Genomic DNA, 24108 nt, shown 5'->3' with positions numbered 1-24108 from the left:
CCACCCCCCCGCCCCCCCCCCCCCCCCCCCCCCACCCCCCACACACCCCCCCCACACCACCCCCCCGCCGCCCCCCCCCCCCCCCCCCCCCCCCCCCCCACTTCTCGAATTGGGTCGGCTTGCTATTTCTTGCCCGTGACGGCGCTGTAGCCGATCGAGAGCACGGCCGCCGCGGCGATGCTGATGATCCAGCGGATCCAGTCGATTCCACCCGTGTCGCCCTTGTCCGAGATCGCTCCCCAGACCCAGTACCCGATAAGCGCTCCGGCGATACCCAGCACGACGGTCACGATCATGCCGTACTGCTGCTTACCTGGCAGTACGAGACGAGCCAGGATTCCGATGACTGCGCCGAAAATGATGGTTCCGATAATTTGCCCCATGACAGCCCCTCTCACACGTCGTGCATGCACGCGGACGGAAGATCACCGCTCAGGGAAACAATAACCACAGTCACACACAACTGTCGCTTGTTGACCGAATTGTTGTCCGAGATGCAACCTCGACGCGTTACATCCACGACATTCGCGAGTTATTTTTTCGCAATCAAGCGGACCTACCGTTCCCATCCATGCCAACTTCCGTAAAACTGCCGAACAGCGAGCTCGCGCGACTCGCCAACAAGCCGCCCTGGTACCGATCACTGTTCGTGCAATTGATCGCCGCTATCGTCATCGGTGTTCTCATCGGCTGGTTGTGGCCGGAATTCGGCGCGAACCTCAAGCCCCTCGCCGACGGGTTCATCAAGCTGATCAAAATGCTGATCGCGCCGATCATCTTCTGCACCGTTGTGATCGGGATCGCCCACGTCGGGGATCTGAAGGCCGTGGGGCGTATCGGCGTCAAAGCACTCATCTACTTCGAGGTCGTGACCACCTTCGCCCTGTTGTTCGGGCTGCTCATCGGAAATCTGATGAAGCCGGGTGCGGGATTCGACATCGATCCGGAGACGCTTGCGAACGGTGCGGACGCCGTGGCAGCCAAGACCGGAAGTGGCGAACTTCCCCACACCGTCGAATTCCTGCTCAATATCATTCCGGTGTCGATAGTTTCGGCCTTCGCCGAGAACGCACTCCTCCAAGTCCTCTTCTTCGCCGTACTGTTCGGGCTCGCATTGGCCAAGGCGGGTGAGAGTGGACCACCGATCGTGTTCGAACTCGTCGATCGTCTGAGCCATCTGTTCTTCACGATCATCGGCTGGATCATGAGACTGGCGCCGTTGGGCGCTTTGGGCGCGATGGCGTACATCGTCGGTCAGTACGGGATCGCTTCGCTCGGAAGTTACGGAAAGCTGATCGCCGCATGCTATCTCGCCGCCGTCCTGTTCATCCTCATCCTGGCCGCGATAGTCAGGTACTTCGCGGGCGTGAACCTGTGGAAATTCGTCAAGTACATCAAGGACGAACTCTTCCTCGCTTTGGGAACAGCGTCGACCGAAGTAGTTCTGCCCCGAATCATGGTCAAGCTCACCAACGCCGGATGCTCGCGCACTACAACAGGATTGGTGGTGCCTACCGGCTACTCGTTCAATCTCGACGGCGCGACGCTGTACCTGTCGATCTGCATGCTGTTTCTGGCGCAGGCACTCGGCGTGGACCTGACACTCGGTGAACAGATCACTGCCGTCCTGGTTCTGATGCTCACCTCAAAGGGAATGGCCGGCGTGCCGGGATCGTCATTCCTGGCACTGTCCGCCACCGTGGCCGCAATCGGTCACGGCGCAATTCCGGTTGCCGCAGTCGCACTCCTACTGGGCGCGGATCGAATCATGGACTCGATGCGGGTGTCGGTGAACCTGCTCGGGAACTGTGTCGCAACCTTCGTGGTCGCCAATTGGGAGGGGCAGCTCGACAAGGAGCGCATGCGCCGAGTGCTCGACGGAGAAGACGTTCCACCGCTCGAGGAAGTCGATCCGATCACGGGGAAAACCGTTCCGGCACCCGAAACCGAAGGCATCCTGACCCGATAGGTAGGGCCGGCTACCGATTGCACATCGGAAATCGGTGCTGAAAAGTCGCGGGGGGCAGACTTCACTGGAAAATCCAGACCGACAGCTACAAAAGCAAATATTTGCAGATGGCGGCAACCTTGCCGTCAAGGGTCCGTTGAATCTACAAATATGGCACTTGCGCTGCACCGACTCCACTTCACTGAAAAGCAAATTGCTACATCTAGATATTGCCCGACGGTTGCCGCAGTGGCGATTCACAATTCAGCGAACGGGCAGCATTATATTTGCCGGAATTAGAAGGACTAAAGTCCGGTGTTCGACCGACGAATAGACTTGAGTGGGTAAAAATCAATCAGTTCCGAAAGCCTTATTCTGCATGCATTTATGCCGTGCCAGCTGCACTTATGCTGATAGTTTCCCGCAATAAGCTGTTGCGGGATTGATCATATGGCCCTCGGTTCAAATTGTCCGAATGGTCACCTATTGCTATCGTAACCTTTGCGAAGGACTGGACCCAATTGCCCAGCAAAGGAATACAGTGACCGCATCCATGCAGGATATTGAACACTTGTCCACTAATCGACTTTCGGTGGTTGTTCCGGTATTCAACGAAGAGAACGCGGTTTCCGGCTGCATCGAGCGTCTACTGACCGAGTCGGAAATCGATGAGATTCTGATTGTCGACAACAACTCGACCGACGGTACTGCATCGATCATCCAGGAGTTCGCCGAGAAGTACGACAAAGTCAGATATGTCTTCGAGGCCCGCCAAGGCGTCGTACACGCCCGGAACGCGGGCTTCGACGCCTCGACCGGCAACATCATCGGTCGTATCGACGCGGACACACGGGTACAACCGGGATGGGCAGATGCGGTCAAGGGTTTCTTCCAACGCAGCACCGCTCACTCAGCAGTTGCCGGACTCACCTACCTCTTCGAATCGCCGTTTGCTCGAATCCACCGCTACGCACTGGACAGGCAGGTGAAGCAGGGGAAGTTCGATTGCGAACGTCAAGTACTCGCTGTCGCCGGAGCGAACATGGCGATCAGAAAAAGCGCATGGTTGTCGGTCCGCGAGCAAGTCAGTGACCGGCCGGACATCCACGAAGATATCGACCTTTCACTGTGCCTTCGGGAGGGTGGAATGACGATCGGACAGATCGCGGACATGCGAGCGGAAACGTCCGGCCGACGCGGCGAAACCCCTCCGTTGGAGTACTTGAAGTACAACCAAGCATCCGAATCGGTTCTGCACCTTCACAACATCATGAATTGGCGCCTCAAACTGACCATCTGGGGCGACTCGATGCTCCACGCGCTCGTGTGGCCCGTCTACCGCATCTACAACTTCGAGCAGGAGCGCCTGGAGTTCAGGCGCTTGTTCGGCATGTCGAAAGGTCGAATCATGCCAGTTCACCAGTAACCCATCGAATTTCGCTAATCACCGAAGGTTCGCAGCCACCGAATTTCACGACAGTTTCAACGCCGTGACGCGGTCTTCACTGGAACGCAACAGCACCTTCTCCCCCGCCCACAGCTCCCGCGGCATCGCCCAGGGGGTGAACTCTTCGTCCCCGTCCTGGTCCACCCGAACCTCCCAACTACGTTGGCCTGTACGGACATCCGTTCCGTAGACGTTTCCCTCGTCGATAACGACATCGCCGTGCCAGACAACCTCCCCGGCGCGCTCGGCGTTCGATCGCCACAGGACCTCACCGGTGAAGAGGTCCACGAACTGGACCTCGGGTTCGGAACCGGAACGGGTCACGGCAACCACGTTGCCGATCACCGCCAACGACTGTGCGGTGTCGAAGAGTTCACTGTTGGACCACAATTTCTCGCCGGAAGTCCGGTCGAATCCGCTGTGTCCCAGAATGATCGGAGTCGATCTTCCCGCGGGATCATCTCGGCTGTATCGCCCGCCGTAGTACGAGGACTCCGAGGGCAGTTCGTCCGTCCTGGCGAACTCGCGCCCGTTCTGATCGAGCGCGTACTCACTTGTCGGACGGCCATTGCCTTCGCAACCGCCATCCGACACCAATGTCACGCCGTCCGACGATGTATGCGCGGTCGAACAGGTGGAGTAACCGTGTACCCACCGCTGTTCGCCCGTCTTCAGATCGAATCCCAGAGACTCGTCGAGAGCGATCACACCCAGATCGCCGTGCACCGACATCACCGGATCGACGTATCCGGCTTCCCACGATCCACCGACGTCGAACGCTTTGGACCAGTTCGCTTCCGGATCGTCGACGGTTCCGCTGTGCACGCGAACGTCGTTGCTCTCGATATCACCCTCGAGCGCGAGGACCGTGTCACCCGAGACAACCGCGATGATCGGTGCCCACGGTGTCTTGATGTCTCGCCGCTCTCCCGTCTCGATGTCGAACAGCGAGTACGAACCACCGGATACGTACGGCCCGGAGAAACACAGCACCGAACTGCCGAGCAGAGTCTCGGAGCAACCACCGATGTCGACCGCCGACGTGCGCCAACGAACTGTGCCATCTTCGGCGTCCAATCCGACCAATTCTGCGTCGTCCAACGAATACGCCTGACGATCCGGCATACCGATCATCGTGACCACGAGTGATCCGGCGTCGATGAATCCGCCCATGTCCATGTTGAATTCGGTGCCAACAAGTGGGCTCCGGAAGATCGCGAACTCGCGCCCGAGAATCTCGGAGGCCTCGACGCTCCATAGCGGCGACGAGATCGCTGTCGGTTCGGAACTCGTCGACGTGACCACCGTGGCGATGGCGGCAGTGACGGTGACTACGGCTGCGGCGGCCGCGATCCGAAGTCGCGATTTCGGGGAGAATCTGGTGGTCATCGAATCTCCAGGCCTTCGGTCGTCGCGAGAAACTCCAACTGCTCGAACGTCATCGGCACGTTCGGGATCGCAGCCGACGACGAAACCGAGACTTGGGTCCCATTCGGTCGGGTGACGACCACCGACCTGCTCGTTTCCTGCGTCGATTCTGCTTTCGAGCCGTCATTTGTCATGGGTACGGTCGAGTAATCCCGTTCGTCTCGCTCGATCACGGATCCATCCGGTCGCGTCACGAACTCCAAGGGGTGCCCGTCGTAGGAAGGGTCGTATTTGTTGGGCTCCGTAGGGAGTGGTTGTCCGCCGGTAATTGTCATGTTGAGCGTCGACTCGCTGTCTCCCGTCCGGGTGAGAAGTCTCTGACATGCAGTGGACTTGTCATTCTCCGCCACCGTCAGAGTGCCCGGTCCGGTATCAAGAATCGGAAAACCCGGAGATACAGCGCGCCATCTGATCTCGAGTACCGCGTTGAGACGTTCGATCGTCGCGCGATCGAGTTCAGCCACGTCGCTAGAGTCTCGAGGGATCCCGTGGCACCCGGGCGAAAGGGGTGCCGTACCCGGGGGAACTGGAGTAGTGATTCGCAGCTGTGGCATTTCGACAAGGGTTACAAGGTCGTCGAGAGTCAGTGGTACCACGCCGGAACTCTCGGCGTTCCGACCTCCGTCGTTGTTAGTGTCGTTGACATACGCCTGAATACGGGTCCCGTCGACTCCGTACAACATCGCCGACCGACCAAGGGTGCGTACACCATTGGTTTCGCTCCACGTATCCTGCAGATCCACTACCGACTGGTCAGCCAGCACCCGACGTTCGACGAGCGACCCCGCAACACACGATGGGATCGGATCAGAACTCGAGTGCAGCATCAGGCTGAGCGCGCCGATCTTCCCGTCCCGAATCAGCGTCCCGGACGCAGTGGTGGACGCCAACTCCTCGAGCGAGAAACCCTCGGGCAGCCCATCTGTGTTCGAAGGTGCAGAGATCGGCCCGAACTGCAGCGAATTACCCGGGCTGGCGAACTTCAGCTCGACATCTTTCGGGAGCGCCTGCTTGACCGCTTCCGACATCGCGGCGGCCTTGGCACTCGAGAACCACGGAAAGCGTGGATCGTCGTACGTATCAGATCCGTCGAGAATATAGGAGAAGAACGAATCCTCCTCCGGCGCTTCGACGCTTTCACAACCCGGAATCGTTGTCGGGTACACCGCGCTCGGCGTGACGTACGAGAATTCAGGCACGTCCTCCGCCGGAATCTCGTCCGGTGTAGACGTCATGGTGATCGAAGATGACGCAGCTACAGAGATGTCATCGGACGGCGAGCTGCTCCACCGATCTACCAGCCCGGCAACCACTGTCCCACCGGCGATCAGGGAGACGACCGTCAGCGCGAAGGTCCACTTCTCGGCCCGCTTCGAATCGGTTTGCTCCTTCGACACGTACCCTCGCAGTCACTGTCACGGCTCGCTCCCGATGCGCGTCGCCTCTGGAAGTCCTGTCGCGATCACAGCGATTTTTGTTACCAACCGGATGGTTTCCTATCGCGCGGGCTCCGTATGAACACAGAAGAACGGGGTGCCAGTTGCTGTGCAACCGGCACCCCGTTCTGACTGCCTGAGTGCTTACACCCTCACAGGCACCTGATTCGGGTCTGGATCGGAATCCGGATCCTGCTCGATCGGAATCCGTCGAATCGCTTCACCCTCGATGTCGACGTTCGGCAGGATCTTGTCGAGCCACGCCGGCAACTTCCATGCCGAATCACCGAGAATCGACATGACCGCAGGGATCACGATCATGCGGATGATGAAGGCGTCGAAGAAGACTGCAGCCGCGAGGCCGAAGCCCATCATCTTGCTTGTCGTCTCCGAGGACAGCATGAATGCGCCGAACACGGAGATCATGATGATGGCCGCCGACGCGACCACGCGAGCACCATGGGTGTAGCCGGAGATGATGGCGTCCTTGGCCGACAATCCGTGCACGTATTCCTCGCGCATTCGCGTCACGAGGAACACTTGATAGTCCATCGCCAACCCGAAGACCACACCGATCATGAAGATCGGCAGGAACGAGATGATGGGTTGTGTGTGCTCGATCAGCCCGAAGTCGCCCTCCTGGAAGATGGCCACCGTGGCGCCGAAGGTCGCACAGACGGAAAACAGGAATCCGAGAGTTGCGGTCAGCGGCACCAGGATCGAGCGGAAGACGACCATCATGATGATGAACGCCAGCCCCACAACCACGATGAGATACGGGATGAGCGCGGAACTGAGCTTCGACGACATGTCGGCTACGATCGCGGTTTGCCCCGCTACACCGAGTTCTGCGCCTTCCGATTTCACCGTCGATCCGTAATCCCGGATCTGATTCATCAGCTCGTGAGTTTCGGGGCCGCTCGGTGACATCTGCGGGGTGACCGCGATGAGCGCAGAGTTGGCGCCCGCCATCGGGTTTGCCGCGTCGGGTCCGTTTCCGACCCACATCAACTGATCCGGAGTTGCGACGTTGTCGAGGCCCTTGATGTGCGCGACAGTGCCTTCGGCAATCGCGGTGATATCGGTGCCGTCAGGCGCGTCGAGCACGACGAACAATTCGCCATTGACGCCTTCACCGAACCCACGTTGCAGCAGGGCAAGTGCCGGCCGCTCTTCGTCCTGAGTGAACGAGAGTCCGAGTTCGAGCTTCGTCATCGGAATAGCCGCGATCACCAGAAGCACCAGCGCAGCACCCGCGATCGGCCACGGGTACTTGGTGACTATCTTGGCCCAGCGATGTCCGTTGGATTCCATCGTCTCGGGCTCGTCACCGTGGCGAAGCCCGGGGATACGAGGCGAGAACGCGAATCTGCCGAAGATACCCAGGACAGCCGGGATCAACGTGATTGCGCCGAGGACGGCGATGATGACGGCAACCGCTGCAGAGATTCCCATCTGGGTGATCATCGGAACCCCGACCACCGCCAGGGCTGCCAGCGCGACCACAACCGTCAGGCCGGCGAAGACGACGGACGAACCGGCAGTACCCACTGCGCGCCCGGCAGCGGCTTCCCTCGTTCCGCCCAAATTGAGCTCACTGCGGTAACGCGAAACGATGAACAACGCGTAGTCGATCGAGACTGCGATGCCGATCATCGTGACGATTCCCGTGACGCCTTCGTTGATGTCGAAGAAGCCCGAACCGAGTGTGACCGTCAAAGTGGCCAGCGCAATTCCCAGAATTGCGGTGAACAGCGGAATAAAGGCCGCAATGAGCGCGCCGAACGCCACGATCATCACGATGAACGCCACCGCGAAGCCGAGCATCTCCGACAGACCACCTGCGGCCTGTACCTGCATCATCGAACCGGTGCCTTCGACTTGCAGGCCACCGGTGCGGAATTTTGCCATCAAGTCGAGGAACGCCGTCTTGTTGGCCTGTGTCTGATCCTCGATACGAATCGACTGATTGAGCTGGATCAGCCCGACCTTGCCGTTGTCGCCGAGAACGGCCGACGCCACCGCCGGATTTGCCTCCGCGAGGGTCACCGGATTGACGATCTTCTCGGGATCGACGATATCCGGCAACGTCTTCGCCTGCGCGATCAACTGGTCGATCTGATCGCTGTGTGCGGCAAGTCCGTCGTCTGCCGCGATGAGAATGCTGGTCGACGCCTGAGTTTGTTGCTCTGCTGCCGCTGCAAAGTTCTCGTTCATCAACTCGGTCGCACGTTGGGAATCAGTGCCCGGAAGATTGAATTCTTTGGAGAACGTCGGATTTGTGGCGCTGATTGCGCCCCCCACCACCGCGATCACGATAATCCACGCGGCCACCACAAGATACTTGTGGCGGAAAGCAAACTTCCCCAACCTGTAAAGATACGTAGCCAACGTAGGCCTCTCTCGCCGTGGACTGGTCTGTCCGAAGAACACGGAGTCTTTCGGTGCCAGGGACATACGGTACGGACCGATCGGCCTGTTGGCACCCGGTATATCTGCGAAAACGGCATATCCGACGCGCCTTCGTCCCGTTTTCAGACCGCTCGGTACCGTGGACACGACACGGGCAGGCGCCTCGCCAGAGCAGACGCCACGTAGTACGAAAGGCAATCCCATGAATCACGGCCAGGCCGTCGATCGCGATCTCCTCCTTGCCGGCCAACAGCGACTCGACGCGCTGGGCCCACGATTGACGGGCTCTCCTGCACACCACGAGGTGGTGGAAGAAGTCGCGAACGAACTGACCGAACTGGGCCTCGACGTCCGGCGTGATTCACACACTTTCGAACGCTGGGATCTGCCGGCGACACCTGACGGACTTCGCATCGAATTGCCGACGGGACCGATCAGAGTTTCGTCCGCATTCCCCTACTCCGGATTGACCGGGCCACAGGGAATCTCCGCTCCCCTGGTCTACGTCAGCGCGCGACGCCCCAAGTGGTCGGCGGCCAAGGGCGCGATCGCAGTGATCGAGGTCCCGCACATCGATCTCCCCCGCAAGCTACTCGTCAGCGAGTGGGGCCCGATCGCCACCGACGAGACACTTCGAAATCCGGTTCTCTCCGCAACACTTCTGGGCCCGAAGCTCGACAAGGCCCGCAAGGCCGGTGTCCTCGGCGTGATCGCGGTGTGGCGTGACATCGCTCCGGACAACGCACTGGGACAATATCTTCCGTTCACGCAGCCATATCACGACATCCCCGCCGTCTGGGTGGCCGGCGACGAGGGCGCGAAGGTTGTCGCTGCAGCTCGCTCCGGTCAGCTGGCGACTCTGGTACTGGATGCGACTCTGCATCCGGACACCCGGACCGACACGGTGTGGGCGGTGTTCCCCGGAACCTCACCCGAAGAGACGATTCTGCTCATCACTCACAGCGACGGAACCAACGGTGTCGAGGAGAACGGCCATCTGGGAATGTTGGCGTTGGCGCGGCACGCCGTGGCGCAGCCGCATCGACGGTCGTACGTTTTTGTCCTGACGACTGGCCACCTTCGTATTCCAGCGGTGTCCAAGCACGGACAGGCAACGTCCACCTGGCTCGAAGCGCACCCCGAGATGTGGAAGGGCGAAGCCGGTCAGGCGCGCGCCGTAGCGGGGATCGCCATCGAGCACCTCGGCGCACTGGGTGATACCGAGGACAACTCGACCGGCGGCTATGCCTTGGAGACCACTCCGGAACCGGAACTGCTCTACGCGACGAGTCGGGAAGTGCACGACATCGTTGCACCGCTGTGGCGCGACATTGGAGCGGGCGATCGCCGAATCGTGGCGCCAGGACCGGTCATTCATTTCGGTGAGGGCGAACCACTGTTCGAGCGGAAGATCCCGGCGGTCGCCTTGGTGACGGCGCCGCAGTACCTGCTCGCTCTGCGCGAAGCCGACGCCGTCACGCACGTCGACCTGGACGCGATGATCAAGCAGATCGAAAGCTTTCGGGATCTGCTCGACGCCTTCGACGCAACCGACACCGCGGCTTTCGGTCCGGTGGTCTCGCGCTCGGTGTTCGCGAAGTTCTCGGCGCTACTTCAGTTGATGCAGATTTTGTCGAAAGCCAAGAAATAGTGCTGTGCGCCTTTATTAACCGCGGGCGGTTAATAAAGGCGCACAGCACTTGGGGTTACTTGTCGTGAATGATCACGCCACGGATGTTCTTGCCGTCACGTAGATCCTGGTAGCCCTTGTTGACGTCTTCGAGGCTGTAGGTGTTGGTGATCAGTTCGTCGAGCTTGAGCTGACCGGCATCGTAGAGACGCAGCAGTCGCACGATGTCGTACTGCGGATTCATGGACCCGAACAGCGTGCCCTTGATCGTCTTCTGATTCAGCGTCAGGTCAGTACCCGACACGTGAACGGTCAGCTTGGCGGGGTCGGCGAGTCCCGTGATCACCACGGTGCCACCCTTGCCGATCACTGCCGTCGCTGCACTGACCACGTCCTCGTCGACGGTGCCAACAAGGATGAGCGCCGCGTCGGCACCCTGTCCCCACGTCAGCTCGTTGACCTTGGCAGCGGCGCTCTCGGCGTCTGCAAAGGCATGCGTAGCACCGAACTTCAGTGCGGTCTCACGCTTGAGAGCAACCGGATCGACCACAACGACGTACTTGCAGCCGGCCGAAACCGCACCCTGAACGGCATTGATGCCGAGGCCACCAATGCCGTAGATCACCGCGGTGTCACCGGCGCGGAGGTTGCCTGCGTTGACGGCCGTTCCCCAACCCGACGGCACGCCGCAGCCGACGACCACTGCCGTCTCTAAGGGAAGCCAATCGTCGATCTTGACTACCGAGTGCTGAGAAATGGTGGCGCGCTCGGAGAACGTTCCCAACATGCACATTCCGCCGAAATCCATTCCGTTGCCGTGGAAACGGAAGGAACCGTCGGGCATCGAGCCTTCGAGGATGGTGGCACCCATGTCGCAGAGGTTCTGGCGACCGGTCGAGCAGTAGCGACAGGTGCCGCAGTTGGGGATGAAGCTACACACGACATGGTCGCCCGGCTTGACCTTCGTGACGCCTGGGCCGACCTCTTCGATGATGCCCGAGCCTTCGTGTCCGCCGACGATCGGGTAACGCGGCGGGAGATCACCGTCGGTCAGGTGCAGATCCGAATGGCACAGTCCGGCAGCGGTGTACTTGATCAGTACCTCACCCACACCCGGGCCGTCGAGGTCGAGTTCCATGATCTCGAAAGGCTTTCCGGGCTCGAGCAGTACAGCAGCTTTGGTCTTCACTGGTGATCTCCTTGATTGTCGGACGAGAATGAGCGATGGGGTCGGTCAGAGAGCGATGTTGACGGCCTTCGTCTGGGTGTAGAGATCGATAGCCGAAGCGCCGAGCTCGCGGCCCCAGCCGGACTGCTTGTATCCACCGAAGGGCATTGCAGTGTCGAAGCCGTTGTACTGGTTGATCCACACCGAGCCGGCCTTCAAGCGCTTCGCCGTGCGGTGAGCCTTGGAAATGTCCCGGGTCCAGATGCCGGCGGCCAAGCCGTAGATGGAATCGTTTGCGGCAGTGATCGGTCCGTCGTCCGCGTTGAACGGCAGCGCCGCCACGACGGGTCCGAAGATCTCCTCCTGAACGATGGAGAATTCGGGCTTGACGTCAACGAAGACGGTCGGCTCGACGAAGTAGCCCTGATCGCCCCAGCGGTTGCCGCCCGTCAGTGCACGTGCTCCGTCGGCGATTCCCTCACGCAGGTAGCCGGTCACCTTGTCGAACTGCTCCTGCGAGACCAGCGGTCCGAGCTGGGTGGTGGGATCGAGGCCGGGTCCGATCTTGACCTGGCTCGCTGCGTGCGCGACGGCCTCGGTGAACTTCTCGAAGATGGTGTCCTCGACGTACAGACGAGTACCCGCAACGCAGCACTGTCCGTGGTTGAACAGCCACGCGTTGAGCGAACCCTCCACCGCGGAATCGAAATCGGCGTCGGCGAACACGATATTGGGGCTCTTGCCACCGAGCTCGAGCGTAACCTTCTTCAGATTGCCCTTGGCGGCGTCGACGATCTTCTTACCCACCTCGGTGGAACCGGTGAACGCAACCTTGTCCACGTCGTCGTGGCCGGACAGAGCAGCACCTGCATCGCCGAAGCCGGGAACGATGTTGACGACGCCGGGCGGGAAGCCTGCTTCTTCGAAGACCTCCGCGAGAAGCAGTGCGGTGAGCGGGGTCTGCTCAGCGGGCTTGAGGATCACCGTGTTGCCGGCGGCGAGCGCGGGGGCGAGCTTCCACGACGACATCAGCAGCGGGAAGTTCCACGGCACGATCAGTCCACAGACGCCGATTGCCTCACGCAGGGTGTAGGCGTGGAACTCGCCGCCCGGAGAGAAGGGCATCGACACGTTGACAGTGCTGCCTTCGATCTTGGTGGCCCAACCCGCGTAGTAGCGGAAAACGTCTGCGGCCCAAGCCACGTCGACGGCGGTGGCGATGGCAACGGACTTGCCGTTGTCGAGAGCTTCGAGCTGACCGAATTCCTCGGCACGAGCACTGAGAATGTCGCCGACGCGCCAGATCATCCGCTCGCGCTCGTTTGCCTTCATACGTGACCAGGGGCCGTCCTCGAAAGCCGTTCGAGCGGCACGTACCGCGCGGTCGATGTCTTCGGCCTGACCGTGTGCCACGTCTGCGAGCTTCTGTCCGTCAGCCGGGTTGTACGTCGCGAAGGTCTGACCCGAAGCGGCGTCGACGAATTCGCCGCCGATGTAGAGCTTCTTCGGTCCGTTCAGGAAACCCTGTACCGCGGAACTGATGGTGTGTTCGGCTACTGCCGTCATCGGAAACTCCCCTGAAGTAGTGAGGTGCGAATGTGATGCACGCCATACTTCCGCGCTTCCGGGGGTGCTAACTGTCCGAACTTTGTACAACTGAAGTCGGACAGCAAACTACACAGTGATGTCGAGCGCCCGCATCCGTGTGTAGAGAGTGCTTCGGCTGATTCCGAGTTGCGCCGACGCGTGAACCTTGTTGCCGCCGCAGTCTTTCAACGCTCCGATGATCGCCTGGCGCTCGGCTTTCTCCCGCCCTGCCAACCGCGACACCTTGGTCGTGGTGCGATAGTCCTCGGGCAGATCAGCGACGTCGATGCGATTGCTCGAGCGTTCATCCGAGGCGCGATTCAACACGACGCGCAATTCGGCCAGGTTGCCCGGCCAGTTGGCCGCCGCGAGTGCTTCGGCAGCGCTGGCGGTCAACCTCAGTTCTGGCGAGATCCCCTCCAACATGACTTGTGCCAACTCGGCGATCTCAGCCTGTCGCTCGCGCAGTGGGGTGATGACAACCCGGGAGGCGCATCGTGAGAGCAGCGCGGCGATGGTCGGCGGAAGATCAACTGCCGCTCCGCTGGTCAGTACGATTTTCGGCCCCTCGGCGCTGGCGTCGATCAGGTCTGCGACCAGCGGCAACACCGAGTCAGGAAGGAGTTGTACCTGTTCGATCACGACCACGCCCGAACGCTTACGGGCTGCTCGCACGAGATCGGTGACCCACTGCTCACGGCCGTCGAACGCGATTCGCGTGGCATCGAGCCAACTCGCATCGACACTGCCGACGACATCCGATGCTGCCGAGGTTCGGCCGGATCCCGCTTCACCAGAGATCGCCACGGCGGCAGAGGTTGCCCGCGCCCGCATCAGGTCGCGCCGCAGTCGTTCGCCCGGAGACGGTGCCCGCTCGTGCGTTCTGCGGATCGGTGCCCGTTCCCGTTGGAGTGGTTCGACCAGGAAGAGCGCACCACCGTCAGCCCCGGAAATCCGGTCGGCTTGAACTCGCGCCAGCGCGCCGGACGCCAATTCGACTGTCACCAATCGTGATTGGTCCGGATTGAGGTCGGCGATCAAGGAACGGAGCGATACATGGTCTGCGGTGTCGAGCAGATCCAAAGCGGTTCGGTTGCTCAGCAGGATGTCGTCGCCGATGGCCGCGACGGCAATGTGGCGCTGATGTGAAACTCGCTGGAATGCGTCGACCAGCCGCTGCTCCGATGCTTTCGAGCCTTCGAGCAGCCGTTTCTCGATGTCCGCTGCAGCACGCGCAAGGAAGGGCGCGAACAGTGGGTTGGCCTGCGAGACAACGCCGGTCATGTCGAGAATGCCTTCGACACGACGTGTGACGGGATGCAGGATCGGCTGTCCGTAGCAGCTCAAACCCTTGAGGCTGTCGAGGAAATGCTCGTCACCGTGGATCACCACGCTTCGTCCGACCTCGAGGGGCGTACCGAGCGCGTTGGTGCCGGCGTGCTCTTCACCGAAGCGTGAACCGTTGACGACACCCAACCGCTCGATCGTTCGCTCGACGCGACTGTCGGAGTACACCGAAGCGACCACGCGGCATTCGCGATCAGCAAGCAGCACGCAGAAACCGGTGCCCGCGATCTGTTGCGAAACTTCGTCGAGCACGGGTGCGGCGGCCCGGAGCAGACGAGACTCACCGTCCTGCTCCTCGGTGTCCACGGCGATGGCCGACGACGGGTCGAGGCCACTGAGTCGAGAACGCTTCCAGGAGAGCGCGATCTCGGGGCGTACCGGCTCACGCTCCCCTGGGTTCGCGGACATACTCTCAGGCCTGACCGATCAATTCGATCGCCTGTTCTCGCATCGCGATCTTGCGGACCTTGCCCGTGACTGTCATCGGGAACTCGTCGACGACATGGACGTACCGCGGAATCTTGTAGTGCGCGAGCTTGCCGGTGCAGAACGCGCGGACCGAATCGGCGTCGAGATCGTCTGCACCTTCGCGCATCTGGACCCACACCATCAATTCCTCGCCGTACTTTGCGTCGGGTACACCGATGACCTGCGCATCGAGAATGTCGGGGTGGGTGTAGAGGAACTCCTCGATCTCACGCGGATAGACGTTCTCGCCACCGCGGATGACCATGTCCTTGATGCGTCCCGTGATGGCGACGTATCCGGCCTCGTCCATGACTCCGATGTCTCCGGTGTGCATCCACCGGGCAGCGTCGATCGCCTCGGCGGTCTTCTCCGGGTTCTCCCAGTATCCGAGCATGACCGAGTAACCACGCGTGCACAGTTCACCCGGCTCGCCACGGGGCACCGTCAATCCGGTTGCCGGATCGACGATCTTGATCTCGAGATGCGGCCCTACCCGTCCGACCGTTTCGGTGCGCTGCTCGATCGAATCGTCCGAGCGGGTCTGCAACGACACCGGCGAGGTCTCCGTCATGCCGTAGCAGATGGACACCTCCGACATGCCCATGCGATCGATGACCTGCTTCATCACCTCAACCGGGCAGGGCGAGCCCGCCATGATGCCGGTGCGAAGGGACGACAGATCGAAGCTGTCGAAGTCCGGCAACGCCAACTCCGCGATGAACATCGTCGGAACGCCGTAGAGGGACGTGCACTTTTCAGCCTGAACGGCTTCGAGCGAAGCACGCGGATCGAAAGCCGGACCCGGAATGACCATGGCAGCACCATGACTGGTGCACGCAAGGTTGCCCATCACCATGCCGAAGCAGTGGTAGAACGGCACCGGGATGCACACCCGATCGACCTCGCTGTAGTGGCACAACTCGCCGACGAAATAGCCGTTGTTGAGGATGTTGTGGTGACTGAGCGTCGCGCCCTTCGGGAAACCGGTAGTACCCGAGGTATATTGGATGTTGATCGCGTCGTCGGCCGACAACGCGGCCTGGGCTGCGGCGAGCGGAGCCGGATCGCTTGCCTGCGCCGCCAAGCCGTCTGCAAGCACCGCGTCCCACTCGGGTGAACCGAGCAGGAGCACCGACGTCAGATCCGGGCACTGCGGCCGCACCGTCTCGATCATCGACGCGTAGTCCGAGGTCTTGAAGCTGGCCGCAGACACCAGCGTCGAGATCCCGGCCTGCTCGAGTACGTACTGCAACTCGTGCGAGCGGTACGCCGGATTGATGTTGACCAGGATCGCGCCGACCTTTGCCGTCGCGTATTGCGTGAACGTCCATTCCGGACAGTTGGGAGCCCAGATTCCTACCCGATCGCCCTTCCCCACACCACGGGAAAGTAGTCCGGCAGCGAGCCCGTTCACCTGCTCGGCGAACTCCCGGTACGTCCATCGTCGACCGCTGGCGTGGTCGATCAACGCATCGCGGTCGCCGTGTGCGGCAACCGTGCGATCGAGGTTGTCTCCGATGGTGTCGCCCAGCATCGGACCGTCCCATACTCCGGACGTATAGCTGGGCAGCGGCGTACTCATGTGTTCTGTCCTCTCCGGTTACCTGTTCAGGCACCTATGAGAGGGGCCGCCGCAGCGGACCCTCTCATCTACGAATTTACTCGATTCGGTGTGATGCACGACATACTTCCCGGTGCGGGGTGGCCGTAACTGTTCAGAGTCCGGACACCCCACCCGCCTGCTGTGCGCCTTTATTAACCGCCGGCGGTTAATAAAGGCGCACAGTGGTTACAGCGCGTGATCCTTGGTCTCGACGAGTGCCCAGGTGCAGATCAGGCTCAACACACCCAGGATCGCCAGCATGACTCCGATGGCCATGCTCCCGTAGGCCGAGGCCAGCGGTGCGGCGATCAGCGGCGGCACTGCCCCACCGAGCACTCCGGCGAGGTTGTAGCCGAGGCCGGCACCGGTGTAGCGGTAGCGGGTCTGGAACATTTCCGGAAGCAGCGCACCGCAGGGGCCGTAGGCGATTCCGAAGATCATGAGCGTGCCGAACATTCCGATGATGAACGCGATCGGCGATCCCGTGTCGAGGAGCGGGAACAGCACCAGCGCCCAGACGACGGCCAGACCACACGAGATCATGATGACCTTGCGGCGCCCGATGCGGTCCGAGTACAGAGCGGAAACGACGATCGCCGCACCGAAGACAACCGCGGAAGCGATACCGACAGACAGGACGAACGGACGGGAGAAGCCGAGGGTCTTTGTTCCGTAGCTCGTCAGGAAAGCCGTGCCCATGTAGAAGAACGCGAACAGGCAAGCCAGGGCGCCTGCCGAGAGCAGGATCTCCTTGGTCTGGAACCGCCAAGCATCCAGGAACGGAAGGGTGCGCGGTGCTTCGTTCTTCTGCTCCGCGACGCGCTCTGCCTGCTCCGCCTTGAAGACGGGAGTCTCCTCGATAGCGAGTCGCATGTAGAGGCCGATGCCGACCAACACGATGGAGAACAGGAACGGGATACGCCAGCCGTAATCGAGGAAAGCCTGGTTGGTGTCGCCGAGAACTGCGCCGGTGATGAGGAAGGTACTGCTCGAGAGAACGAAGGCGATTGCAGGGCCGAGCTGCGGGAACATCGCATACAGACCACGTTTGCCCGGTGGAGCGTATTCCGCGGTGAGCAAGGTTGCGCCTGCCCACTCACCACCGACCGCGAAACCTTGGCCGAATCGCAAGAGCACCAAGATGATCGGGGCCGCGACACCGATGGTTGCAGCACCCGGCAGCAAGCCGATCAGGAGCGTCGAGATACCCATGAGCAGGAGCGTCGAGATCAGCGTCTTCTTGCGACCGATGCGATCACCGAAGTGTCCGAACAACATTGCGCCGACGGGCCGGGCGATGAATGCGACTGCGAAAGTCGCAAACGATGCGACAGTTCCCGCAGTGGCACCGAGCGCGGGGAAGAACACCGTCGGAAAGACAAGTGCCGCAGCGGTTCCGTAGATGAAGAAGTCGTAGAACTCGATAGTCGTGCCGATACAACTCGCGATTGCGACGCGCCGCACACTGGTGGTGTTCTGCGGGGGCTGCGTCGCACCTGCGGCACTCGCACCCCCGGCGCCGGCGGCACTGGTGCCGCCTGTGGGAGAGACTGTGGTCACTCGATTCCTCCGTGGTCCCGTGGTGTCGCCCTGTGGGCATCACCGTCGATAGGAGGAAAGGTAGTGATGTGGCTCACCCCCGCACTACCCCCGAAAGGGGGTAGGAGTGATCTCAGTCACCACTTGTATGCAATGGTAACGAGTTTCACGACCCTCGACATGCCGCAGGCCGTCCGATTCGTTCACACGAATCGGACGGCCCTCGAGAAACTGCGTCACGGTGCAACGCTACGGATCAAGCCTTACCGGCAGCCCCGAAAAGCTCCTGACGGATCTCGCCCCACACCGTGGCGTAGGAGTCGATGATCGGTTCCGAAATCCACTTAGACTCCCCCGCTTGCACTTTCGCGAGAGCATCCGAGAAGAGATCCTGATAGCGAGACAACCGCGGAACGAATGCCGACAGATCATCGAACAGGTTTGCAGCCCGGCGATCCAGCTCTGCAAGGGAATCCGCATCTGCGTCGTCGATGAGCGCGGCGAACTCCTCGTCCAAGGGAAGGAACGCCTCGTACACCTCACCGATGGAGTCCTCGTCGATCGAGACGCGCTCGGCGTCCAACTGATCTTCGAGTTCTGCCAAACCTTTCTCGGTCAGGCTGATGGCGTTTTCCGCTTCGACCGCTTTGCCCTGCGCGACAAGTGCGTCGTACGCAGCTTGACCGGAAGCCGCGCTGACGCCCAGGTGCTCGGCCAGGACGACCGCTCCGACCCGCTCCTTGAGACGTACTGCTTGGAGCAGTGCCAACTCGTCCACATTGCCAGCGAAGGCCATCGATTTCTCCTACTCACGTGCCGCCTCTGCGGCTCCAGCATCACAGCGGACACCCGTGGGTTTCCGCAGCCCGACAAAGGGCTCGACAGAATCAGATCACACCCCGATCGATCGTTGTGAAGTCACCGCGACAAGTCGACCGTCACGCGACGGAATCGGCCTGATCGGGGATCACGCTGCCGTCTGCGCGAGTCACGGCACCTTTTGCCCCGGCCGCGTCGGTGTAAGCATCGGTCGAGCAGTGATAGAGAGCGTCCGCCCGGGACTTCGGCTCGATGAACATGGGGTTGACCAGCCATTTCCCGTCACTGTTGTCGTAGGCATTGCACATCAGTTCGGGATTGTTGCGGTTGATCACCAGGCGCGCGCCGGTCGCATCTCCGAGGAACGTCACGTCGGTGACAGAATCACCGGCAGCAAATACCTGACGTCGATCGGCGGCCAACTGCTCGAACGCCGTAGGCCCTTGAACCCCGTAGACAACCTCGTTGACCTGGCACCGCTTGCCGTCGATGTACGGAATGACCGAGTCGTCGCCGTCCGCAACGCCACCACACCCACGCAGGCGCCCGGTGAGAACCCCGCCCTCGACGATGGGCCGAACTCCCATCACGTGATCGGCGTCCAATCCCAGCTGTTCCGCCCAGACTCGAACGACCGGTTCGGCCGAGGCGGAGATGATCCGCACGTCGAATCCATGAGCGCCGAGGGATTTCACCAAATCTTCGATTTGCGCGTAGTACCGCACCGAGCCGTCGACTTCCGTCGTACCGACGGTCTGATCGGATCCTTCTGCAGCAGCGAGATTCTCGGCACGCGCTGCGCGGGCGTACTCGGTGATCTCGTCCTCGGTGTGCCCTGCCATCAACTGCACGGCCCACGCGTATGCGGCTTTTGTCCGGCGGTGATCGTAACCGTCGAATGCGGCCTGGCCGTCGCGAGTCTTCTCTTCGAGTACCGCAATGATCTCGTCGGCGCAGTCCAAGTCGGTGCTGGTTGCCAACGGTTGCCCCGGCGCGGTCTCGGAGCCGCACGCGGCGGAAAGTGCGGCAGCGCCGGCTGGCGTCATGAAGCGGCTGGTAGTTGCCCAGTCCCCTCCGGCAGGCTGTAACACCTTGTTGTTCTTGATCATCCAGAATGCGGTGGCGCTTCCGATGTCGTTCTTGACAACTGTGTTGTCCCAGTCGAAGAGCGCCAACGGAGCTCCGTCATCGACATCACCTGCAGCTCCACACGTTCCGAACTCCGTCATCATGGCATCCAACGTCACACGGTTGTCGCCGTACCACGCAAGACTGGGATCCAACGCCGCGCAGGATGAACCACTTTGCGCCACATCTTCTTTCGGGGCGCTCTCGGCCGAACTACATGCAGTTGCACTCAACAGGACACTACCTACCGCCAACGCACACAGGGCGCGGGCATGCAGCGAACGGAACATCGATTCCCTCGTTTTCGTCGTGATTCGGGTACGACGGCATACCCGAGTGTCGATCGACCCGGGTATGCCGTGCAGTTGTCAATTAATCGAGCGTCAGCACTTCTCCCGACGCAACGGCGTCGGCGCGAGAGGTGTCCTTGAGGTCGACGCCGGAGCGGCCCAACTGGCGCGCTCCCGCCACCAATCCCAGGACGACACGAGCAGCCTGCTCGTATCCGAGTCCCTCGGGTGGGTGGACATTGGAAATGCAGTTTCGATCTGCGTCGGTACGACCCACGCGCGGAAGGTGAGTCAGATAGATCCCGACACTGTCCGCAACGGAGAGCCCTGGACGTTCGCCGATCAGGACGATCGCCGTCTGCACTCCCATCGCGGCAGCGATGTGATCACCCAGTGCCACACGGGCATTCGTGGCGATCACGGGCGGCGCGATCGAGTACCGCTCCCCCAACACCGTGACCAACGCGGACAGCAATTGCTCACCGTGGTCCATCAGTGCGCGCGGCGAGAGTCCGTCGGCGAGGATGAACCCGATTTCCTTGTCGGAACTCGAGATCGCACCCAGGTCAGCCGGTTGGCGCCCCAGGTCGGGTCTCCGGAGATACTCACTGCGGGTGGAGACGCTGCTCGCGACCACCACCGGCGCCCCGATGCCCACCCCTTCGACCCGACTGGCAAGCGTCTCGGAGTCGAGTGGCTCGTGGACCGCGTCGCGAGCTGCAGCGTGCGCTGCCTTGAATTCGAGAACCCGCTTGGTGGGCAACGAATCACCGGCGCGGCCCAACCCGATACGCGATTGTGTGGTCTTGCGCAGTGGACCCCAGAAATCGAGGATCGGTGCCTGATCTTCGGTCATGAGTTCACCGTCAAAGCCCGCAGCGGCGACATTTCGGCATCGATCGGAAGAACCCGACCGTTTGCGTCGGTCATCCCCAAATTGTGGAGCCAGGTCTCGAATTCCGGGGCGGGCTGCAAACCGAGAACCTTACGCACGTACAGCGCGTCGTGGAACGCCAGACTTTGATAGCCGAGCATCACGTCGTCGGCGCCGGGCACCGCGATCACGAACGCCGCGCCGGCGACGCCCAGCAAGGTGAGCAGGTTGTCCATGTCGTCTTGATCGGCTTCGGCGTGGTTGGTGTAGCAGACGTCCACTCCCATCGGCAACCCGAGGAGTTTTCCGCAGAAGTGATCCTCCAAGCCCGCGCGAATGATCTGCTTGCCGTCGTAGAGATACTCGGGACCGATGAAGCCGACCACCGTGTTGACCAGCAGCGGTTCGAGATCACGTGCCACTGCGTATGCCCTGGTCTCGAGTGTCTGCTGATCGACCGGGGCTCCGCCGGTGCCGTAGTGGGCACCTGAGCTGAGGGCGGACCCCTGCCCCGTCTCCAGGTACATGACATTGTTGCCGACCGTTCCGCGGTTCAAGGAGCGCCCGGCCTCGTTGCCCTCACGCAGGAGCGGAATGTTCACTCCGAAACCGGAATTGGCGCCTTCGGTACCGGCAATCGACTGGAAGACAAGATCGACCGGCACCCCCGATTCGATCAGCCCGATCGTGGTGGTCACGTGCGAGAGCACGCACGACTGAGTCGGGATCTCGAATCGCTGACGGATGTCGTCGAGCAGGTGGAGCAGATCCGAGGTGGCCTGGGGTGAATCCGTCGCGGGGTTGATACCGATGACGGCGTCGCCACATCCCATCAGGAGACCGTCCAATGTGGCCGCCGCGATGCCGCGTGGATCGTCTGTCGGGTGGTTTGGCTGGAGTCGGGTGCTCAGCCGGCCGGGCAGTCCGATGGTCGTACGGAACCCCGCGGTCACGGTGATGGCCTTCGCGACGGCGATCAGGTCCTGATTGCGCATGATCTTGCTGACCGCCGCAACCATCTCGGGGGTGAGCCCGGGACTTACGGCGGACAAGCGTGCTGAAGCTTCCGGCGCCGACGCGGTCTCGAGCAACCAGTCTCGTAGTCCGCCGACAGTCAGGTGCGCCACCGGCGCAAAGGCCAGGCGATCGTGGCTGTCGATGATGAGCCTGGTCACCTCGTCGTCCTCGTACGGAACCACCAGATCTTCGAGGAACACCGTCAACGGAAGATCAGCCAGAACCCATTGAGCAGCAGCACGTTCGGCGTCGGAGCTTGCCGCGCAACCGGCTAGTTCGTCACCCGACCGCAGTGGTGTCGCTTTTGCCATCAGATCGACGAGACCGTCGAACGAGTAGTTGGTTCCGGATACCTGCTGGTGATACTTGGCCATCCCGCGACTCATCCCAATTCTTCTTCCGCCTGTGCAAGTACAGCAAACTCCTCGTCCGGCGAGTTGGCAACAAGGTGGTGACGACTGTAGAGACCGAAGTACGCCATCAGAACTCCGAAGGCAACCAACGTCAGCAATGCCGCAACGGGATCGACCAGGAAGGTGGCCACCACCGACACTGCCGCGATCACGAGCGCAAACGAGGTGGTGGCGATACCGCCGGGCGTGCGGTACGGGCGCGGCATGTTCGGCTCACGCTTACGAAGAACGATGTGACTCACCATCATCAGGACGTAGCTTACTGCCGCGCCGAACACCGCCATGTTGAGCAACATTGCACCTTCACCGGTGAGTGAGAGCGCGAAGCCGATGACTCCGGGTACGACGAGAGCGAGAGTGGGGGCCTTACGCTTGTTGGTCACCGACAGGTTCTTCGGCAGGTAACCGGCACGCGAGAGCGCAAATGTCTGGCGTGAGTAGGCGTACATGATCGAGAAGAAGCTCGCGACCAGACCGGCAAGTCCGATGTAGTTGACGGCCTTTGCCGCTCCGCTGTCCCCCAGCGCCTCGACGAGCGGATTTCCGGAGGTGGACAGGGCGTCTGCGCCGAGCGCACCGGTGGCGAGGAAGAGAACCGTTGCGCCTGTGACGATCAGGATCAACATGCTGATGATGATGCCGCGGGGGACGTTCTTCTCCGGCTCACGTGCTTCCTCGGCGGCCAGCGGTACACCTTCGACGGCAAGGAAGAACCAGATCGCGAAGGGCACGGCGGCCCAGATTCCGAGCAGACCGAATGGCAGGAACGACGACGATCCGACTGCGCTGGTGTCGACGGCGATATCGGTGAGGTTGGACGAATCGAAAAGGCCGACAGCCGAAACCGCGAACACGACCAGGCCGACGAGTGCAATGGCGGTGATGATGAACATCGCCTTGAGTGCCTCACCGGCGCCGGTGAGGTGAATGCCGATGAAGATCGCGTACACCGCGAGGTACACCCACCAGCCGTCGGTGATCCCGAACAGGTTCAGCGACTCGACGTACGCACCGATGAAGGTCGCGATCGCTGCGGGCGCTATCGAGTACTCGATGAGAATCGCTGTGCCGGTGGCAAATCCACCCCAGGGCCCCATGGCCCGTCGGGCGAACGTGTACCCCCCGCCCGCAGCCGGAAGTGCCGACGACATCTCGGCCATACCGAGCACCATCGCCAGGTACATACCCGCGATGACAACCGCCGCGATGAGAAGGCCACCGAAACCACCTTCGGCCAGACCGTTGTTCCAGCCGGCGTAGTCACCGGAAATCACATAGCTGACACCCAACCCCGCAAGCAGCACCCACCCTGCTGTTCCCTTTCGGAGTGTTCGTTTCTCCAGGTACGAATTGTCTTCCGCATGGAAGTCTGCGCCGTCGTGGTGTGCACCCGCGGCACCGGCGTTTTTGCCGGTTGCGTGGTCGGAAAGAGACATGTCCATCCTCTGAATCGGTCAAGAATGAGACGACGCACGGTGGATGCGTCGCGTGAAATGAACGGTATGTGGGCGATGTACGGAGAAGGTCGCCTGGAGATGACCGTGCTGTTAACTG

At 61.4% G+C, this 24108-nt stretch carries 17 protein-coding genes; 3 read left to right on the top strand and 14 right to left on the bottom strand.

Annotation, left to right across the window (positions count from 1 at the left end; translation table 11 throughout):
• Positions 1-122: 122 nt before the first annotated feature.
• The gene (locus tag R4P70_RS14875) at positions 123-383 is read right to left on the bottom strand and encodes a GlsB/YeaQ/YmgE family stress response membrane protein (RefSeq protein ID WP_003942027.1); all 261 of its coding nucleotides are present in this window, start codon (positions 381-383) and stop codon (positions 123-125) included.
• A 188-nt stretch (positions 384-571) separates the two neighbouring features.
• Between R4P70_RS14875 and dctA the strand changes: the two genes are divergently transcribed.
• A complete protein-coding gene (dctA, locus tag R4P70_RS14870) occupies positions 572-1969 on the top strand; it encodes a C4-dicarboxylate transporter DctA (RefSeq protein ID WP_037129867.1) in 1398 nt (465 codons plus the stop codon).
• A gap of 550 nt (positions 1970-2519) precedes the next feature.
• Positions 2520-3374, top strand: coding sequence for a glycosyltransferase (locus R4P70_RS14865; protein ID WP_233405670.1), 855 nt, complete (start codon positions 2520-2522; stop codon positions 3372-3374).
• A gap of 45 nt (positions 3375-3419) precedes the next feature.
• On the opposite strand, the gene R4P70_RS14860 is transcribed toward R4P70_RS14865, so the two are convergent.
• From R4P70_RS14860 to R4P70_RS14850, 3 genes are all read right to left on the bottom strand, one after another.
• Positions 3420-4784 carry a PQQ-binding-like beta-propeller repeat protein gene (locus tag R4P70_RS14860; protein ID WP_050656081.1) on the bottom strand — a complete coding sequence of 455 codons (1365 nt, stop codon included), beginning with the start codon at positions 4782-4784 and terminating at the stop codon, positions 3420-3422.
• A complete protein-coding gene (locus R4P70_RS14855; RefSeq protein WP_050656080.1) occupies positions 4781-6220 on the bottom strand; it encodes a hypothetical protein in 1440 nt (479 codons plus the stop codon). Before R4P70_RS14855 ends, R4P70_RS14860 begins: the two co-directional genes overlap by 4 nt.
• Positions 6221-6403: 183 nt before the next feature.
• A complete protein-coding gene (locus R4P70_RS14850) occupies positions 6404-8650 on the bottom strand; it encodes an MMPL family transporter (protein WP_047268953.1) in 2247 nt (748 codons plus the stop codon).
• 223 nt (positions 8651-8873) lie between these two features.
• On the opposite strand from R4P70_RS14850, the gene R4P70_RS14845 reads away from it, so the two are divergent.
• The gene (locus tag R4P70_RS14845) at positions 8874-10322 is read left to right on the top strand and encodes a hypothetical protein (RefSeq protein WP_317830943.1); all 1449 of its coding nucleotides are present in this window, start codon (positions 8874-8876) and stop codon (positions 10320-10322) included.
• Between the two features lie 55 nt (positions 10323-10377).
• Here R4P70_RS14845 and R4P70_RS14840 read toward each other — a convergent pair whose 3' ends face one another.
• From R4P70_RS14840 to eat, 10 genes are all read right to left on the bottom strand, one after another.
• Entirely contained in the window at positions 10378-11490 is a 1113-nt protein-coding gene (locus R4P70_RS14840) for an NDMA-dependent alcohol dehydrogenase (RefSeq protein WP_003942086.1), read from the bottom strand.
• 45 nt (positions 11491-11535) lie between these two features.
• Complete coding sequence (locus tag R4P70_RS14835) at positions 11536-13035, bottom strand: aldehyde dehydrogenase family protein (RefSeq protein ID WP_019744236.1); 1500 nt, start codon at positions 13033-13035, stop codon at positions 11536-11538.
• A 108-nt stretch (positions 13036-13143) separates the two neighbouring features.
• On the bottom strand, positions 13144-14811 hold the full coding sequence (locus tag R4P70_RS14830; RefSeq protein WP_003942072.1) for a sigma-54-dependent Fis family transcriptional regulator: 1668 nt from the start codon (positions 14809-14811) through the stop codon (positions 13144-13146).
• Between the two features lie 4 nt (positions 14812-14815).
• On the bottom strand, positions 14816-16453 hold the full coding sequence (locus R4P70_RS14825) for an AMP-binding protein (protein ID WP_039973143.1): 1638 nt from the start codon (positions 16451-16453) through the stop codon (positions 14816-14818).
• A 207-nt stretch (positions 16454-16660) separates the two neighbouring features.
• Positions 16661-17938 carry an MFS transporter gene (locus R4P70_RS14820; RefSeq protein ID WP_085998903.1) on the bottom strand — a complete coding sequence of 426 codons (1278 nt, stop codon included), beginning with the start codon at positions 17936-17938 and terminating at the stop codon, positions 16661-16663.
• Positions 17939-18269: 331 nt separating this feature from the next.
• Positions 18270-18809 (bottom strand): hypothetical protein, encoded by a 540-nt coding sequence (locus R4P70_RS14815; protein ID WP_003942083.1) that lies wholly within the window; start codon positions 18807-18809, stop codon positions 18270-18272.
• A gap of 142 nt (positions 18810-18951) precedes the next feature.
• Positions 18952-20250: an HAD family hydrolase gene (locus R4P70_RS14810; RefSeq protein WP_042922506.1), complete on the bottom strand. Its 1299-nt coding sequence runs from the start codon at positions 20248-20250 to the stop codon at positions 18952-18954.
• 82 nt (positions 20251-20332) lie between these two features.
• Complete coding sequence (gene eutC / locus R4P70_RS14805) at positions 20333-21106, bottom strand: ethanolamine ammonia-lyase subunit EutC (RefSeq protein WP_047268929.1); 774 nt, start codon at positions 21104-21106, stop codon at positions 20333-20335.
• The gene (locus tag R4P70_RS14800) at positions 21103-22527 is read right to left on the bottom strand and encodes an ethanolamine ammonia-lyase subunit EutB (RefSeq protein ID WP_007730162.1); all 1425 of its coding nucleotides are present in this window, start codon (positions 22525-22527) and stop codon (positions 21103-21105) included. Before R4P70_RS14800 ends, eutC begins: the two co-directional genes overlap by 4 nt.
• Complete coding sequence (gene eat, locus R4P70_RS14795) at positions 22524-23996, bottom strand: ethanolamine permease (protein ID WP_149357742.1); 1473 nt, start codon at positions 23994-23996, stop codon at positions 22524-22526. The genes R4P70_RS14800 and eat overlap by 4 nt, the downstream gene beginning before the upstream one ends.
• Positions 23997-24108: the final 112 nt, after the last annotated feature.

This window comes from Rhodococcus sp. IEGM 1241 (genome assembly GCF_033142365.1).
Classification (GTDB): Bacteria; Actinomycetota; Actinomycetes; order Mycobacteriales; family Mycobacteriaceae; genus Rhodococcus_F; species Rhodococcus_F erythropolis.
Note: the sequence above shows the minus strand (reverse complement) of the source record. Positions and strands in the feature narration are given on the sequence as shown.